We start from the raw sequence: 13,951 nt of genomic DNA, 5'->3' as shown, positions 1-13,951 counted from the left end.
AACTTCCCAACATGCCAGCTAAATGGACAAAATTAATCTCTTTATCTCAAGATTGGCTGATGGACCAAACCCCTTAACTTTTGGCACCGGAGCCCTCTAAAAAAGAGAGAACCAATAAACTAAACAAACGGCGGAGCGTACTCTTTACAATCCGAAAAGCCAATGGTTTAGAATTTTCTAAGCCAAGGGCTACTTTGTGCTGCTCCTTTTGTATACCGTCGCCCTTGACGGCAAAGGAAGAAACCATTGGCTCGGTTGTCAAGAGCGTTTGTTTCACCTAACTTTGAATAGCAGGGCTTGGTTTTTCACATCACCTCGTTATTTTGGGCAGTTTCCATAGAATTTTTGGCACTACCCTTCCTCCAGCTTCATTTCCGGGAACAATAAGCGCAGGATTTCCATCGTCAAACGTCGGCTTTTCCCTTGGTATGGATAAATGTGGATCAGCATGGCCGGGTTGAAATTCGCCTCGATCACTCCATAATTCGGCTCCGCTTGCGAGGCCGGGACCAAATGATCCGGAATGATGATATCCACTCCGCAGACCGCTACACCCAGTGCGGCTGCCATCTGCACGGCCAGCATTTTATAGCTGTCGTGCATCTGATCCGTAACATCAATCGAATCGCCACCAGTGCTGATATTGGAATTATCCCTCAATCGTACAGTCTCTCCTGCAGGCGGAATACTGTCGAAAGTATACCCTTGACCTTGGATCGTCAACTTCTCGAGTTCCCCGGTCCCGATCAATGCCAGCGGCGTACGATGATTTTTTCCGCGCAAGCTGTCTTTATTCTTTTCCTCGACCAATTGACGGATAGTCAGGCTGCCATCGCCTACAACATTGGCGGGTACACGCAGCAATACGGCCTTCGTCTCATTGCCGATGACAAAGAAACGGTATTCGGTGCCGGACAAGTAATCTTCCACAAGCACATCTTCATCTTCTTCAAATGCCATATGGATGGCTTTCTCATAATTCTCAAAGGAAGCACCGTCTTTGAAAATGGAAATCCCTAGACCGTAGTTCGTGGACTTAGGTTTGACGACGATGCCTTTCCCGGCAAAGATAGGATAGTCGCGCAAGGCGGCTTCCACAGAGTGGTACTCTCCGCTGTCCGGAACCGCAAATCCGTTCTCCGCCAATATTTTTTTGGTGACAACCTTATTTTCCATGATAAGCGGGCCGATATAGCTGTCCTTTGCCGTCATATTGCCGTTCTTCACGTATTCGCGATGGTTTTTGTAAGTCAGCGAGATGAATTGGTCATATCGGTCGAGCATGTTGATCTTCAAACCCTTTTGGATGGCGTCGAAAAGCAGAATCTGAGTGGAGAGTTCCATATCCTCAAAGCCTCTCAAGGCATACGGCCGTTTCCAGGCAGCCTCTTTGTATTTTTTGGCCAAGGATGCGGCCCAAACCGCTTTGTCTTCTGCCGCGTCCACTGCTTTGACCATCTGTCCAGCCACTGTCTTTTCCGGATTGTGGAATGCTTCGATTTTATCTTTGACGATTGCGCTTATCTTCTCTTCAGCGCCAATCGCTTCCAGCATATCCAGCATTCCTTCGAGGAAGGATAGCCCTTCCGATTGGAATGCGGATGGCTGCAAAGGATTCTCCAAAGCGGTGCTGTAGTTCATTTCTTTCCCGATTTTCATCTCTTCTTCGCTGGCATCCTTCTCGATCCACAATAAATAGAGCATGAAATAATGGATGAAGTACATGTCCTCTTTATGCATGCCGAACTCAGCAAATGGATTCAGATCGAACAACCTGAATTCGAGATAGGCGATTCCGTTTGTCAGCAAATCACGCGCTTTATTGGCACCCCTGAAACGGACAGTCGAATAAAATTCTTTTTCGGCAATGAGTTTGCCGCTTGTCACCATTTCTTCGATATCCTGCACGTAAGCATCAATCGATTCAAACGAAACATGCACGTCCGCTTTATTGACGTATCCGTACTTGCTGCTGCGGATGCTTCTTGTATACCGGTCCAATGGCAGATTATGCTGTGATTCTTTTTCAAAGTAGGAGCTGTCAGCTGATATGGATCCGCCCATAAGATAGGTCATGATCCATTGGTGACGGATGAAGTTATGCGCCATCTTCAAGTAGACATCCGATTGGAACTCCTTAAGCGTCCCGGCAGAACCGGAAAGCTGATGAAGCTCTTTGATGAGGGCAGGATTCAATTCGAAGTTGAAATGAATGCCGCTGACCATCTGCTTCTTGTTTCCGTATACCGATACCAGATATTCCCGATAAGCGACATCATCCGCATTATCCAATTTGGCTACCTTGATTTCTTCACTTGCTGGCATGGTCGGCGGGATGCTGCAAGGCAACAGATATTCATCTTCGGGTAATGAACGCAGCACCACATCGTGGATAGCCGTCAGCCATTCATGCATTTCCTCGATCGATTGCATCGGTGGTGTGATCAATTCCGGTTGGCTTTCCGCAAAGTCAGTCTGTATGTAAGGATGGAAACTGCGATTCCCGAATACCGTCGGGTGGTTTGTCTTGGCGATTGTGCCCTCACCCGTTATCCGTTGGCTTTCTTTTTCGATTCCAAAAGAGGCTTTCGAAAATAATGTCGATAATTTATGTGTTAAAATGATCTCTTTGAAATCCGTCATTATGTACGCTCACTTTCTGCTTTCAATTTTCAATGTATTCATTATAGCTTTTATGCTTGTAAATAGTAAAGATGTTGCCTGCCTTTCTTTTCAATCAATTTTCACGAACCTGAAAAAAGAAATACGCTGGCGAATGTTTGTTCTTTTTTAACAGATGGCATATAATGGATAGAGAAAAAGGAGCGGAGAATAATGAAACAACCTTTAGCATACCGTATGCGTCCCGTACACATCGATGAAGTCATCGGCCAGAGCCATCTGGTGGGTGAAAATAAGATCATCCGCCGCATGGTCGATGCCAAGATGCTTTCTTCCATGATATTGTACGGCCCACCGGGAATCGGCAAAACCAGCATCGCGAGCGCCATTGCCGGATCGACACATTCCGCTTTTCGGCAACTGAACGCCGCCACCGACACAAAAAAAGACCTTCAGATTGTCGTGGAGGAGGCCAAATTTTCCGGCCAGGTCATCCTCTTGTTGGATGAGGTGCATCGATTGGACAAACCCAAGCAGGATTTTCTCTTGCCGCACCTTGAAAGCGGCCAAGTCATCCTGATCGGCGCCACCACTGAAAATCCATACATCAGCATCAGTCCCGCAATCCGGAGCCGGACCCAAATTTTCGAATTGAAGCCACTTACCACAAAGGACGTCATATTGGCGCTGGAACGGGCCATTGCCGATGAAAAGCGCGGTTTGGGGAAAGAAAAGATTGTGATCGAAGAAGATGCCTTGCTTCATTTCGCCAGGAGCACGATGGGTGACGTGCGTGGCTCACTGAACGCCTTGGAATTGGCTGCCCTATCCACCAAACCGGATGCGGACGGCACCATCCACATCACCTTGGACATCGCCGAGGAGTGTGTCCAAAAGAAGGCGCTGGTCCACGATAAGAACGGCGATGCCCATTATGATGTCATATCGGCATTCCAAAAATCGATCCGCGGCAGCGACGTCGATGCGGCCATGCATTATTTGGCCAGGCTGCTGGAAGCCGGCGAATTGCTGATCGCCTGCAGACGTTTGATGGTTTGTGCCTATGAAGACATCGGCTTAGGAAATCCGCAAGCTGTGTCCCGTACCGTTTTGGCCGTTCAGGCAGCCGAAAAGTTGGGCTTGCCGGAAGCACGCATTCCCTTGGCCAACGCTGTCGTCGATCTGGCCCTTTCGCCGAAATCCAATTCGGCTTACCTTGCCTTGGACAGCGCCCTGGCGGACGTGCGCGCCGGAAAATCCGGCGACATACCGGATAGCTTGCGTGATGCCCATTACAGCGGAGCAAATAAGTTGGGCCGCGGCATAGGTTACCAATACCCTCACGATTTCCCGGATCACTGGGTCAAACAGCAGTATTTGCCGGACTCGCTGAAGAATCGCCGCTACTACGAGCCGGCTGCAACGGGCAAATACGAGCAGGCCTTGGCCAACCAATTGCAACACCGCTTCAATAAAGATTCCTGAGGATTGATTGGTAGCGTTTAACCTGTTGCTGCTGTTATGTTTCTGGATTGAAACTCGTGTGTTTTGCTTGCCAACGATTGATTAGTATGCTACTATACGTATATAGATTTCTGAGGTGTTCGACATATTCTCAATGTGTTGACCGAACAATTTATTACTACCTTGGGATCCTGTTTATTTCGGTGGATAACACGCCTTATCATTTGGTAGTTAGAGACTGGATATTGGAGCCCACCTGCTTATATGCGGGTTCAAAACTAGTAGAATATACTCACCGGCACCATCGGATTTCTAATAAAGTTTTATACTTTTGGAGCTGCTCTTTGAGCAGCTTTTTTTGCAGACTGGAAAGCACGGAAAAGCGCTTCTTGAGCATTTTTTCTGCAATTCCTTTGAGGAGGACGCACATTGGTAGAATTGTTGATTGCCCTTTTTTCATTATTGCTGGTTTCGACCGGCCTTTTCATGACATTGAAAGGCCCCACTGTTTTTGTGTTGGCTCCGGACCGGATCACCGAGCAACAACGCAATCAGATCTGGCTCTTTTTCCGTAATGGCGGAGCCCTGTACATGTTGATCGGATTCCTCTGCTTGCTGACGATTTTCTTTAGGAGTACCCTGCTTTATGCATTTGCCGTAGTGATTGCTTCAGGGTATACAGCACTCTTCAGTATCCGACTGGCCGGCATGATGAAAGATCAGGGCCGCTGACCATTAAATTCCCGGAAACAACCGCATACGCTTTCATTTTTATGGAAAGTGAAGTAAAATAAACTTGTAAGCGATACTAGTTTAAAGGAGTGGTTAATATGTTTCAAGAGTATAAGAAGATTTTGATACCGGTTGACGGATCCAGAGAATCAGAATTATCCTTCCGTAAAGCAGTGGAAGTGGCCAAACGGAATAAAGCAGCCATCATCATCACTCATATTATCGATACAAGAGCCATACAGACCCCTACAGGTTTTGAGGGCAGCTTTACGGATGAAATCGTCCGCCAATCCAAAACGTTGATGGAAGAGTACAAAACCTATGCTACGAATGAAGGCATAACCGATGTCCACACCGTCATCGAATATGGTTCACCAAAAGCCATCATCGCAAAAGATTTGCCTACCGAGTACGGCGTTGATCTGATTATGATCGGTGCGACTGGCCTTAATGCCGTCGAGAGGCTGTTCATCGGCTCCGTATCCGAATACGTCATCCGCAACGCACCATGCGATGTGCTTGTCGTCCGGACCGACCTCGAGAATAAACCAAAACCTAAAAAATGACAGACAGAGGCGCTAATCTCCTCTGTCTCAAAAACAATTCAAAAAAAATTCCGGTACACCATTCGATGGTGTACCGGAATTTTTTTATTTAAAATTAGTGTTTTTCGCTGAAACGAACGACGTCGCGAGCGATCATCAATTCTTCATCAGTAGGGATCAACAGTACTTTCACTTTTGAATCGTCAGTCGAAATGATTCTCTCAACACCGCGGACATTGTTCTTCTCCTCGTCGATTTCGCAACCGAACCAAGAAATGCCATCGATGATGATTTTGCGGGTAGGCGCAGAATTTTCGCCGACGCCGGCAGTGAAGACGATCGCATCCACACCGTTCATGATTGCAACATATTGTCCGATGTATTTTATGATACGGTTATGGAAGATATCCAAAGCGATTTGAGCGTCCTCATTGCCGTTTTCTGCTGCTGTCTCAACATCGCGCATGTCGCTTGAAACGCCGGATAGACCCAACAAACCTGATTTTTTGTTCAGGATCTCAACGAATTCGTTGATGTCCGTGATGCCCAGTTTGCCCATCAGGTAAGCGATCAAAGATGCATCGATGTCCCCTGAACGCGTTCCCATCGTGATACCTGCCAATGGCGTGAAGCCCATGGATGTATCGATTGATTTTCCGCCTTGGACAGCAGTGATGGAACCGCCGTTACCGATATGGCATGTTACGATTTTCAGTTCCTCGATCGGTCTGCCCAGCATTTCAGCAGCGCGTTCCGCAACGTATTTGTGGCTTGTTCCGTGCGCGCCGTATTTTCTGGCAGCATATTTTTCGTAGTATTCCATCGGAATGCTGTACAAGTAGTTCACTTTCGGCATTGTTGTGTGGAAAGAAGTGTCGAATACGGCCACACTTGTGATCTCAGGCAACAATTTTTTGAATGCGCGGATTCCGGTAGCGTTCGCTGGATTATGCAGCGGCGCCAATTCGCCCAATTCCTCGATTTGTTCCAAAACAAGGTCATCCACAAGCGCGGAATCTTTGAAGATTTCTCCGCCGGCAACGACGCGGTGGCCAACGCCCGTGATTTCATCATAGCTTGAAATGATGTTTAATGCCAATAATTGATCAAGCAATTTCTGTACTGCGATTTCATGGTTCGCAATATCTTCGGTTACCTGGAATTTTTCGCCTTCTCCGTGTTTGATTGTGAAGACGGAATCGTTCAAACCGATTCTTTCGATAATACCGTTTGCGAGAACATCCTTTTCAGGCATTGCATATAATGTAAATTTCAAGCTTGAGCTACCAGCATTGATAGCGATGATTTTTGACATTTTTTTCTCTCCTTTAAATTGACTGATTTTTCTTATATCTCTAATAAATATTATATCATCTTTGCGCTCCAATTGTGGAAAATATCCAGGAAAGATTGCATCTTTTGTGCGTTTTTAAGATCTGGAATTTCCCCCAAAAGCACTTGTTCAGCTTGAATCGATTTTTCACCATTTTTTTGAACAATAATGATTGATTTTTTCATCCCATTTTTATGGAACAGATCCGCCGGAAGGCTCAAAAAAGCCTGTATATGAACGTTTTCTTTCAACCACCCCATTAACACAGAACTTTTATCTGTTTCAAAAATGTCGGAAGGAACGATAAAAATCCCCCAACCGGATTCTTTCAGATAGTTCACATTTTGTTCAAACATTAAGAAATGTGCAAAAGAATTCCCTTCTGAAAAAGCTGTTTGGTAGTTTTTTGCGCGCTCATTTACTGGATAATATCCGATCGGAAAATCCGATACCACGATATCAGAAGGTGCGATCAGCAGTTCCTGCAGGCTGTCTGAATGGGTGTAATGGATTTTTTCCGACAATCCCAGCAAGGATCCGCTGTTGGCCGCGACACTGATCAACAGGTCATCGTTGTCAACTGCTTCCGCAGTCACTTCATTTCCCCTGTTGGCCAAATGCGTCACAACGATATTAAGAAGATTCCCTGTCCCTGCAGTCAGATCTGAAACATGCAGTTTTTCTGTCTTATCTTTTTTTATTTCTCCGATGAAATAAGCGATCAGATATGCAATCGTGTCCGGTGTCATTTGATGATTCATCTGGAGCTTGTCTTCTTTCGTTGCCTTGATGAAAGTCAATTGTATGCTCTTGCGGATGATTTCCTTATCCAATGCATCCAAATTCATCTTTTTGTAGAGGCTGTTCAAGCGTTCGACTGCCTCGTTTGAAGGCAACCCTTCCACTTGTTGTGCTTTTCCTTCAAAGGAAAGATTTTCCAGCGTTTCGGATAACGCTTCTATATATGAAAGTTCAGCTTCCGTTTGAAGTAGTTTGATGGCTTCATCCAATAATCCGAAAAGACTCTCAACATTTGTTGCTTTCAAGTCGTTCACCGTCCCTTACTTTTTGTTGTTCTGTAAAATACAAAAAAACCTGCGAAGGAAGTGACTGATCATTTGCCCCCGCAAGGTTTTTTGTGTGTATGTAATTGGTTGATCGGCAAAAGTACAAGTATTATTTAGCTGTAGGGTATACAGAAACTTGTTTTTTGTCACGGCCTAAACGTTCGAAACGAACGACACCGTCAACTTTTGCAAATAGAGTGTCATCTCCACCGATACCGACGTTAGTACCTGGATGGATTTTTGTTCCGCGTTGACGGTACAAAATTGATCCGCCAGTTACTGTTTGTCCGTCTGCACGTTTAGCGCCTAAACGTTTGGATTGGGACTCACGTCCGTTGGTAGTAGATCCGCCCCCTTTTTTGTGGGCGAACAATTGTAGATTCAATTTCAACATGTGGTTTGCACCTCCTTATTAAGTAGTACAGTTTTTATTGCATTTTTATGGTCACATAATCTGGATATGTCTGAGCGACATCTTCCAGCGAATAGAATAGATGCTTCAGTAAAATCTGCGTAATGTATTGCTGTTCCGCTTCCCTTTCGGAAAGTATTTCCGCATAGAGATACCCGCCTTCGTCATCCGCTTCATCAACAAGCATCTGATAGCCGGCTAAACGTTCAACGCTATTCACAGTTTCGATGGCCAGTACAGAAACAGCGGCACAGATAATATCTTCACCTTCTACTCCATACCCGGCATGTCCCTTAATCTCGAAAGAAAGCAGGTTGCCATGGTCATCTTCTTTAAATTTCACTTCAATCATGGTTATTCACACTCTTATGCGTTGATTGCGTCAATGATTACTTTTGTATAAGGTTGACGATGACCTTGCTTGCGGTGTGTATCTTTTCTTCTCTTGTATTTGAAAGTAGTTACTTTCTTTTCTTTGCCCTGTTTTTCAACAGTGCCTTCTACAGAAGCACCTGTTACGAATGGAGCGCCAATTTTAGTTTCTTCTCCGCCTACAAATACGATTTCATCAAAAGTTACTTTATCACCAGCTTCAGCATCTAATTTTTCAATGTAGATTGCTTGACCAACTTCAACTTTTAATTGTTTACCACCAGTTTTGATAATTGCGTACATATTCTCTGCACCTCCTTATTTTACTTAGACTCGCCAAACGGAGTGCCCTTGCAGGTCTCATGACTCCTATTCGTGCGGTTGTAGCTGTGGTGCGCACATTTACAACATTAATAGTCTACCAAAAACAAAAGCTCCCGTCAACCTAAATGAAAACATTGTTGAAATAAACTGCCATTCTTTCACTGACGACAAAAAAATATAACAAAAAAACAGGGCAATTGCCCTGTTTTTTTGCCGGACTGTCAGCCCTTGCCCTATCCTTAACGGTTCTTGACGAATTCGCTTGAGGACACGATCCGAGTGCCGTATTGTTGCCCGAACTCGGTATCATGCGTAACGATCAGGATGCCGGTTCCTCCAGCAGCAATTTCCTGGATCAGCTTGCCGATGCTGTCGGAAGATTCGCGGTCGAGCGCAGAAGTCGGTTCATCAAAACAAAGGACGCGCGGATTCAGCATCATTGCCCGAGCGATCGCGACCCTTTGCTTCTGGCCTCCGGACAATGTTGACGGCATCGCCTCCAGTTTGTCGTCCAATCCCATTTGCTCCAATAATCCGGCTGCTTTCGCTGCCAGTTCTTCGCGGCTGCCCAGTTTTTGGGCAAGCGGCGCTTCCAGCAGATTATCCAGCACAGAAAGGTTCGGGAACAGAGCATAGTCCTGAAACACCATGCCGATTTTGTTTTGGTAAAGGCGCCTTTTTTTGCGGTCCACATATTCTGCGCCCTTCAAACCTTGTTTGCACAAGACGGCATCCTCGATCGAAATGGTGCCTTGGTCTGCTTTTTCCAGATTGTTGAGCAAGCGCATCAAGGTCGTTTTGCCCGTTCCGGAACGACCCACAAGCACAACGATCTCACTGGAATCGATGTGGAATGAAAAATCATCGATTACGGTTATGTCATGATAAGACTTTTTTAGATTCATCGCATTTAATAACATGATTGCCGCTCCCCCCTAAAAGTTCCCTTTGGATTCAAGTTTATTCAGCAGCACCGTAATGACAGCCGTAACGGATAAATAGACGATACCGACTGCCAGGAAAGGCACCAACGAGGCATACGTATTCGCAGCAATCTGACCTGCGCGCAACAGTTCCCCGAGACCGATGACATAAACCAAAGATGTATCTTTTACTAGCGCAATCACTTCATTCCCTACAGATGGCAATACGATCTTAGTGACCTGAGGAATGATGATTTTGAAAAATCCTCTGACCTTACCGATACCCAACACCGAAATGGCCTCGAACTGTCCTTTCGGAACAGCAGTGATACCTCCACGGAAGATTTCCGCATAATAGGCAGCGTAGTTGATCATATATGCCAAAATTGCTGCCGAAAAACGATCCAATGTGATGCCTATCAGCGGCAAACCGAAGAAAACAAACATCAATTGCAAAAGCAATGGTGTCCCTCTCATGATGAAGACATATATCTGGATCAGAAAACCCAGCCACTTCGGTCCGTAAACCCGGATGACGGCGATCAGAAATCCTAACGGAATGCTGGAGATCCCTATGATGAAGAATAACGTAAGTGTCATCTTCAAGCCGTCAAGCAATGATGGCAGTATCGTCTGTATCAAGTCCATTTCATAAACCTCTTTCTTACCTTTTATTTTCGTTATTCACTATAGAACCATTTGTCGTAAATTTCATCGAAGGTTCCGTCTTCCTTCATGTCGGCCAATGCTGCATCGACACGCTCCTGCAGTTCCGTGTTGTCCTTTTTGAAGGCAACCGCCATTTCGTCTTCCCCGAAGTTATCCTCCAGGACACGGTAGATGTCTTTCCCGGACTGCTTCATGTAGTAGCGCCCGTAGACTTCACCGACGACGATGGCATCCACACGGCCTGATTCCAGGTCGCTGAAGGAATTATTATTGGAGGGATAGAGCACCAGATCCCCGCCCAATTTTCCAAATATCCCTGACTCATCTTCCATGATCTTATCCACTGAGCTGGAGGATTGTTGTGTCGAAACCAACTTCCCTTCCAAATCAGCTTTCGTTTGGATATCGCTGTCCTTCAAAACGATGATGGATTGCGCATCCACGATGTAGGGTTCGCTCAAAAGGACTTTTTCAGCCCTTTCCGGCGTGATGGCATAGCCATTCCAGATCATATCGATGTTACCGGAATCCAATTCAGTTTCCTTCATAGCCCAATCAATCGGCTGAAAAACCATTTCGGCCCCGATCCGTTCACCGACCTCTTTCGCCAGATCGACATCGAATCCGATGATTTCATTGTTGTCATCACGGAATCCCATCGGCGCAAAAGTGTCATCCAAACCCACGGTCAACGTTTCCTCAGCAACAGCTTCCGAACTGGCGGAAGCATCATCCGAAGCCCCACCGCTGCATCCAGCCAACAACAACAAACCCGTTCCGATCAAGGCAGCTCTTTTCAGTTTATCCAACATGCAGCTTTCCCCCTCAACAAACAATTTTATTATTCAGCGAACCAAGTTGCGTAGATTTCATCGTATGTTCCATCTTCACGCATTTCATTCATCGTTTCGTCAATCGCTTCTTTCAGCGCCACATCTTCCTTGCGTACACCCACACCATACTCTTCCTCGCCAAAATTATCGGTAAGAACGGTATACTTTTCCTCACCTTTTAGTTTCATTGTGTAACGGCCCAACACTTCGTCAACGACGATTGCATCACTGCGGCCGCTTTCCAGGTCGTTGAACACATCATTGAAAGTAGGGTACAAAATCGGCGCTCCTCCATCAAACTCAGCAGCAATTCCTGTTTCATCGGCAATGATGGCATCGAATGCAGCAGATCCTTGTTGCGTCGCGACTACTTTTCCGGCCAAATCGGCTTTGGTCTTGATATCACTGTCTGCCATCGTGACGATGATTTGGCTGTTGTTCAGATAAGGTTCTGTGAAAAGTACTTTCTCTTTGCGCTCTTCCGTGATGGTATAGCCATTCCAGATCATGTCGATGTTACCGGAAGCCAATTCGGTTTCCTTCATTGCCCAATCGATTGGTTGGAAAGTGATTTCCACATCCAAGCGTTCCGCAACCTCTTTCGCCAAGTCGACATCGAAACCGACGATTTCGCCGCTTTCATCCTTAAAGCCCATCGGTGCAAAAGTATCGTCCAACCCCATCACCAATGTTTCTTTGATTCCTGAATCTTCCGATCCGGTTGCAGAAGAATCCTCAGCAGCTCCTCCACCGCATGCAGCCAATAAACTTGTAGATGCCAACAACATTAATGCTAATTTTTTCATATTCTTCTCCTCCATATGTGTGTATTTTTTACTACCCTGTTTTTGTGGTGGTCCCCCATCACGCCGGTTCCAATAAAAAAAGCCCTCTAACTTCCTGCTGAAAGTTAAAGGACGATTGAAGTCGTGGTTCCACCTTTTTTTGCGGCATCTTCACAGAAACCGCCTCATAACGTTCCGTTTGAAACGTCAGTGCTGTAACGGGCACAACCGAGTCAGCCTACTGAGGACAACAGGCGCTGTCTTTTCGGCATCCTTGCTCAGAGACGTGATTTCACTGATTTCTATTGTTTGCTCGCACCACCCGCAAACTCTCTGGAAATAGGCAAAAGTTACTTTTTCTCTTCATTGCATTTAGAATTTAAGACAATGATACCACAGCGTCCGGGAAATGCAAGTATTTCATTAAAAAAGGTCTCATTCATTTCTCATCATGATTAATCATACATCCAGCCCACAAGCTTGAACAATGGATAATATATCACAATGAACAACACAATGTTCAACACGATAGTTGGCCCTAATCGCTCGGAAGCGAATGCGCTGAAATCAAGCTGCGTAATGTCCATCAAGCTGTAAAAACCAAAAACGAATGAATCCACCATAACGATCGCGAGGATGAACAACAACGCCAACACAAAGACGTTTTCCGTCAGGTATTTCTGCATTTTCTTCACGAAGTACACGATCACCGCAAAAGCGACTGCGTAAACGCCCAAAATGCCGCTGTAATAACTGTCGAACAAAAGCCCGAACAAAACCGCATACAACTGCATCGGCTGCTTGGGGAAATAGTAGGAAAAAAGCACGAACCCGAACAGCGCCAAGTGGGGCACGAGGATATACTCTTCACTGACAAACTGGCCCGGGAAGGCATTGATCAAAAAGCCATCCAATATCAAAAGCAAGTAAAGCATCACGGGGATGAAATAAGTGTGATGCAAAGATCTGTTCTGCACCATCACTCACCACTCCCGCTCAGCCGTTTGATGACCGTCACGAAGCGGATATTGTAAACCTCTCCGGCAGGCTCGATCGTCACCTGCTTGAACAGGCCGTAGCTGTCCATGGATACTTCTTTGACGGTACCGATCAACAAGGCGCTTGGCGAAACGCCTCCCAATCCCGATGTGATCACGCTGTCGCCCGGATTGATCACTGCATCAGGGGCAATCTGGGACATGGAAAGCATCTTCGTATCCTCATCATAGCCATTGACGATGCCATGGACAGGTCCGGATTCAGTTTGGATTTCAGCTGACACGCGGTTAGTCGTATCGTTAGAAGTGGTCAAAAGCAGGACTTTCGCGCTGGTTGAATTGACTTCGGATACACGGCCGATCAGACCGTTTCCGGCCATCACCGACATATCGACCTCTACCCCGTCCTGGGAACCTTTGTCGATGACGATTTGGTTCAGCCAACTGTCCGGATTGCGGGATACCACAGAAGCATTGATCTGTTCATATTCTGATAAAGTACTTTTCAGTTCAAGTTCTTCCTGCATCCGTGCATTTTCTTGCTCCAGATTATAGACTTTCACTTGCAGCTCATAAACGGTATCAATTTTACTTTTTAAAGATTGATTTTCTTCATACGTATTCATCAGGTTATCGACTGAATCAACAAAATTCGCCACTACTTCCGCTGGCTTAGAAAATATTCTCGCAATAGAGCCTGTCACATCGTTCCCTACTTGTTGCGGTATCGATGTATCTTCTCTGTTGTTGGTAAGAGAATATGCTATCAAGCTGATAAAGGTGATCACACTGATCAATAGGATAATCAATTTTTTATTGTTAAAAAACTGATTCACATTGACACCTCATTTCGTACATCACTTTCAATTACA

The 13,951-nt window shown here is 45.7% G+C and carries 15 protein-coding genes, 1 other RNA gene and 2 other annotated features; of the genes, 4 read left to right on the top strand and 12 right to left on the bottom strand.

What is annotated here, in order from left to right; genetic code table 11:
* Positions 1-351 precede the first annotated feature (351 nt).
* Positions 352-2,643 (bottom strand): bifunctional glutamate--cysteine ligase GshA/glutathione synthetase GshB, encoded by a 2,292-nt coding sequence (gene gshAB, locus BM184_RS13830; protein ID WP_086941774.1) that lies wholly within the window; start codon positions 2,641-2,643, stop codon positions 352-354.
* 192 nt (positions 2,644-2,835) lie between these two features.
* Here gshAB and BM184_RS13825 point away from each other — a divergent pair, with 192 nt between their 5' ends.
* From BM184_RS13825 to BM184_RS13810, 4 genes are all read left to right on the top strand, one after another.
* The gene (locus BM184_RS13825) at positions 2,836-4,107 is read left to right on the top strand and encodes a replication-associated recombination protein A (protein WP_086941775.1); all 1,272 of its coding nucleotides are present in this window, start codon (positions 2,836-2,838) and stop codon (positions 4,105-4,107) included.
* Positions 4,108-4,211: 104 nt separating this feature from the next.
* A non-coding RNA gene (gene ssrS, locus BM184_RS13820) (6S RNA) lies at positions 4,212-4,401 on the top strand.
* Between the two features lie 114 nt (positions 4,402-4,515).
* On the top strand, positions 4,516-4,818 hold the full coding sequence (locus BM184_RS13815; protein WP_086941776.1) for a hypothetical protein: 303 nt from the start codon (positions 4,516-4,518) through the stop codon (positions 4,816-4,818).
* 98 nt (positions 4,819-4,916) lie between these two features.
* Positions 4,917-5,384: a universal stress protein gene (locus BM184_RS13810; protein WP_086941777.1), complete on the top strand. Its 468-nt coding sequence runs from the start codon at positions 4,917-4,919 to the stop codon at positions 5,382-5,384.
* Between the two features lie 94 nt (positions 5,385-5,478).
* On the opposite strand, the gene BM184_RS13805 is transcribed toward BM184_RS13810, so the two are convergent.
* From BM184_RS13805 to mreC, 11 genes are all read right to left on the bottom strand, one after another.
* Positions 5,479-6,678, bottom strand: coding sequence for an acetate/propionate family kinase (locus tag BM184_RS13805; protein WP_086941778.1), 1,200 nt, complete (start codon positions 6,676-6,678; stop codon positions 5,479-5,481).
* A gap of 50 nt (positions 6,679-6,728) precedes the next feature.
* Complete coding sequence (locus BM184_RS13800) at positions 6,729-7,742, bottom strand: class I SAM-dependent methyltransferase (RefSeq protein ID WP_143091149.1); 1,014 nt, start codon at positions 7,740-7,742, stop codon at positions 6,729-6,731.
* Positions 7,743-7,872: 130 nt separating this feature from the next.
* Positions 7,873-8,157, bottom strand: a complete 285-nt coding sequence (gene rpmA, locus BM184_RS13795) for a 50S ribosomal protein L27 (RefSeq protein ID WP_068560128.1) — start codon at positions 8,155-8,157, stop codon at positions 7,873-7,875.
* A gap of 34 nt (positions 8,158-8,191) precedes the next feature.
* A complete protein-coding gene (locus BM184_RS13790) occupies positions 8,192-8,527 on the bottom strand; it encodes a ribosomal-processing cysteine protease Prp (protein WP_086941780.1) in 336 nt (111 codons plus the stop codon).
* A 14-nt stretch (positions 8,528-8,541) separates the two neighbouring features.
* Positions 8,542-8,850 carry a 50S ribosomal protein L21 gene (rplU, locus tag BM184_RS13785; RefSeq protein WP_086941781.1) on the bottom strand — a complete coding sequence of 103 codons (309 nt, stop codon included), beginning with the start codon at positions 8,848-8,850 and terminating at the stop codon, positions 8,542-8,544.
* A gap of 16 nt (positions 8,851-8,866) precedes the next feature.
* Positions 8,867-8,940: a sequence feature (ribosomal protein L21 leader region), on the bottom strand.
* 170 nt (positions 8,941-9,110) lie between these two features.
* On the bottom strand, positions 9,111-9,791 hold the full coding sequence (locus BM184_RS13780; RefSeq protein ID WP_086941782.1) for an amino acid ABC transporter ATP-binding protein: 681 nt from the start codon (positions 9,789-9,791) through the stop codon (positions 9,111-9,113).
* Positions 9,792-9,806: 15 nt separating this feature from the next.
* A complete protein-coding gene (locus BM184_RS13775; RefSeq protein ID WP_086941783.1) occupies positions 9,807-10,442 on the bottom strand; it encodes an amino acid ABC transporter permease in 636 nt (211 codons plus the stop codon).
* Between the two features lie 32 nt (positions 10,443-10,474).
* Positions 10,475-11,275, bottom strand: coding sequence for an amino acid ABC transporter substrate-binding protein (locus tag BM184_RS13770; protein ID WP_086941784.1), 801 nt, complete (start codon positions 11,273-11,275; stop codon positions 10,475-10,477).
* A gap of 29 nt (positions 11,276-11,304) precedes the next feature.
* Positions 11,305-12,102 carry an amino acid ABC transporter substrate-binding protein gene (locus BM184_RS13765; protein ID WP_218151048.1) on the bottom strand — a complete coding sequence of 266 codons (798 nt, stop codon included), beginning with the start codon at positions 12,100-12,102 and terminating at the stop codon, positions 11,305-11,307.
* A gap of 104 nt (positions 12,103-12,206) precedes the next feature.
* Positions 12,207-12,457: a binding site (T-box leader), on the bottom strand.
* A gap of 79 nt (positions 12,458-12,536) precedes the next feature.
* On the bottom strand, positions 12,537-13,061 hold the full coding sequence (gene mreD, locus BM184_RS13760) for a rod shape-determining protein MreD (RefSeq protein WP_086941786.1): 525 nt from the start codon (positions 13,059-13,061) through the stop codon (positions 12,537-12,539).
* Complete coding sequence (gene mreC / locus BM184_RS13755; protein WP_086941787.1) at positions 13,061-13,915, bottom strand: rod shape-determining protein MreC; 855 nt, start codon at positions 13,913-13,915, stop codon at positions 13,061-13,063. The genes mreD and mreC overlap by 1 nt, the downstream gene beginning before the upstream one ends.
* Positions 13,916-13,951 lie beyond the last annotated feature (36 nt).

It is taken from the genome of Trichococcus pasteurii, assembly GCF_900112935.1.
Lineage (GTDB): Bacteria > Bacillota > Bacilli > Lactobacillales > Aerococcaceae > Trichococcus > Trichococcus pasteurii.
This window is presented reverse-complemented; position numbering and strand designations above follow the sequence as displayed.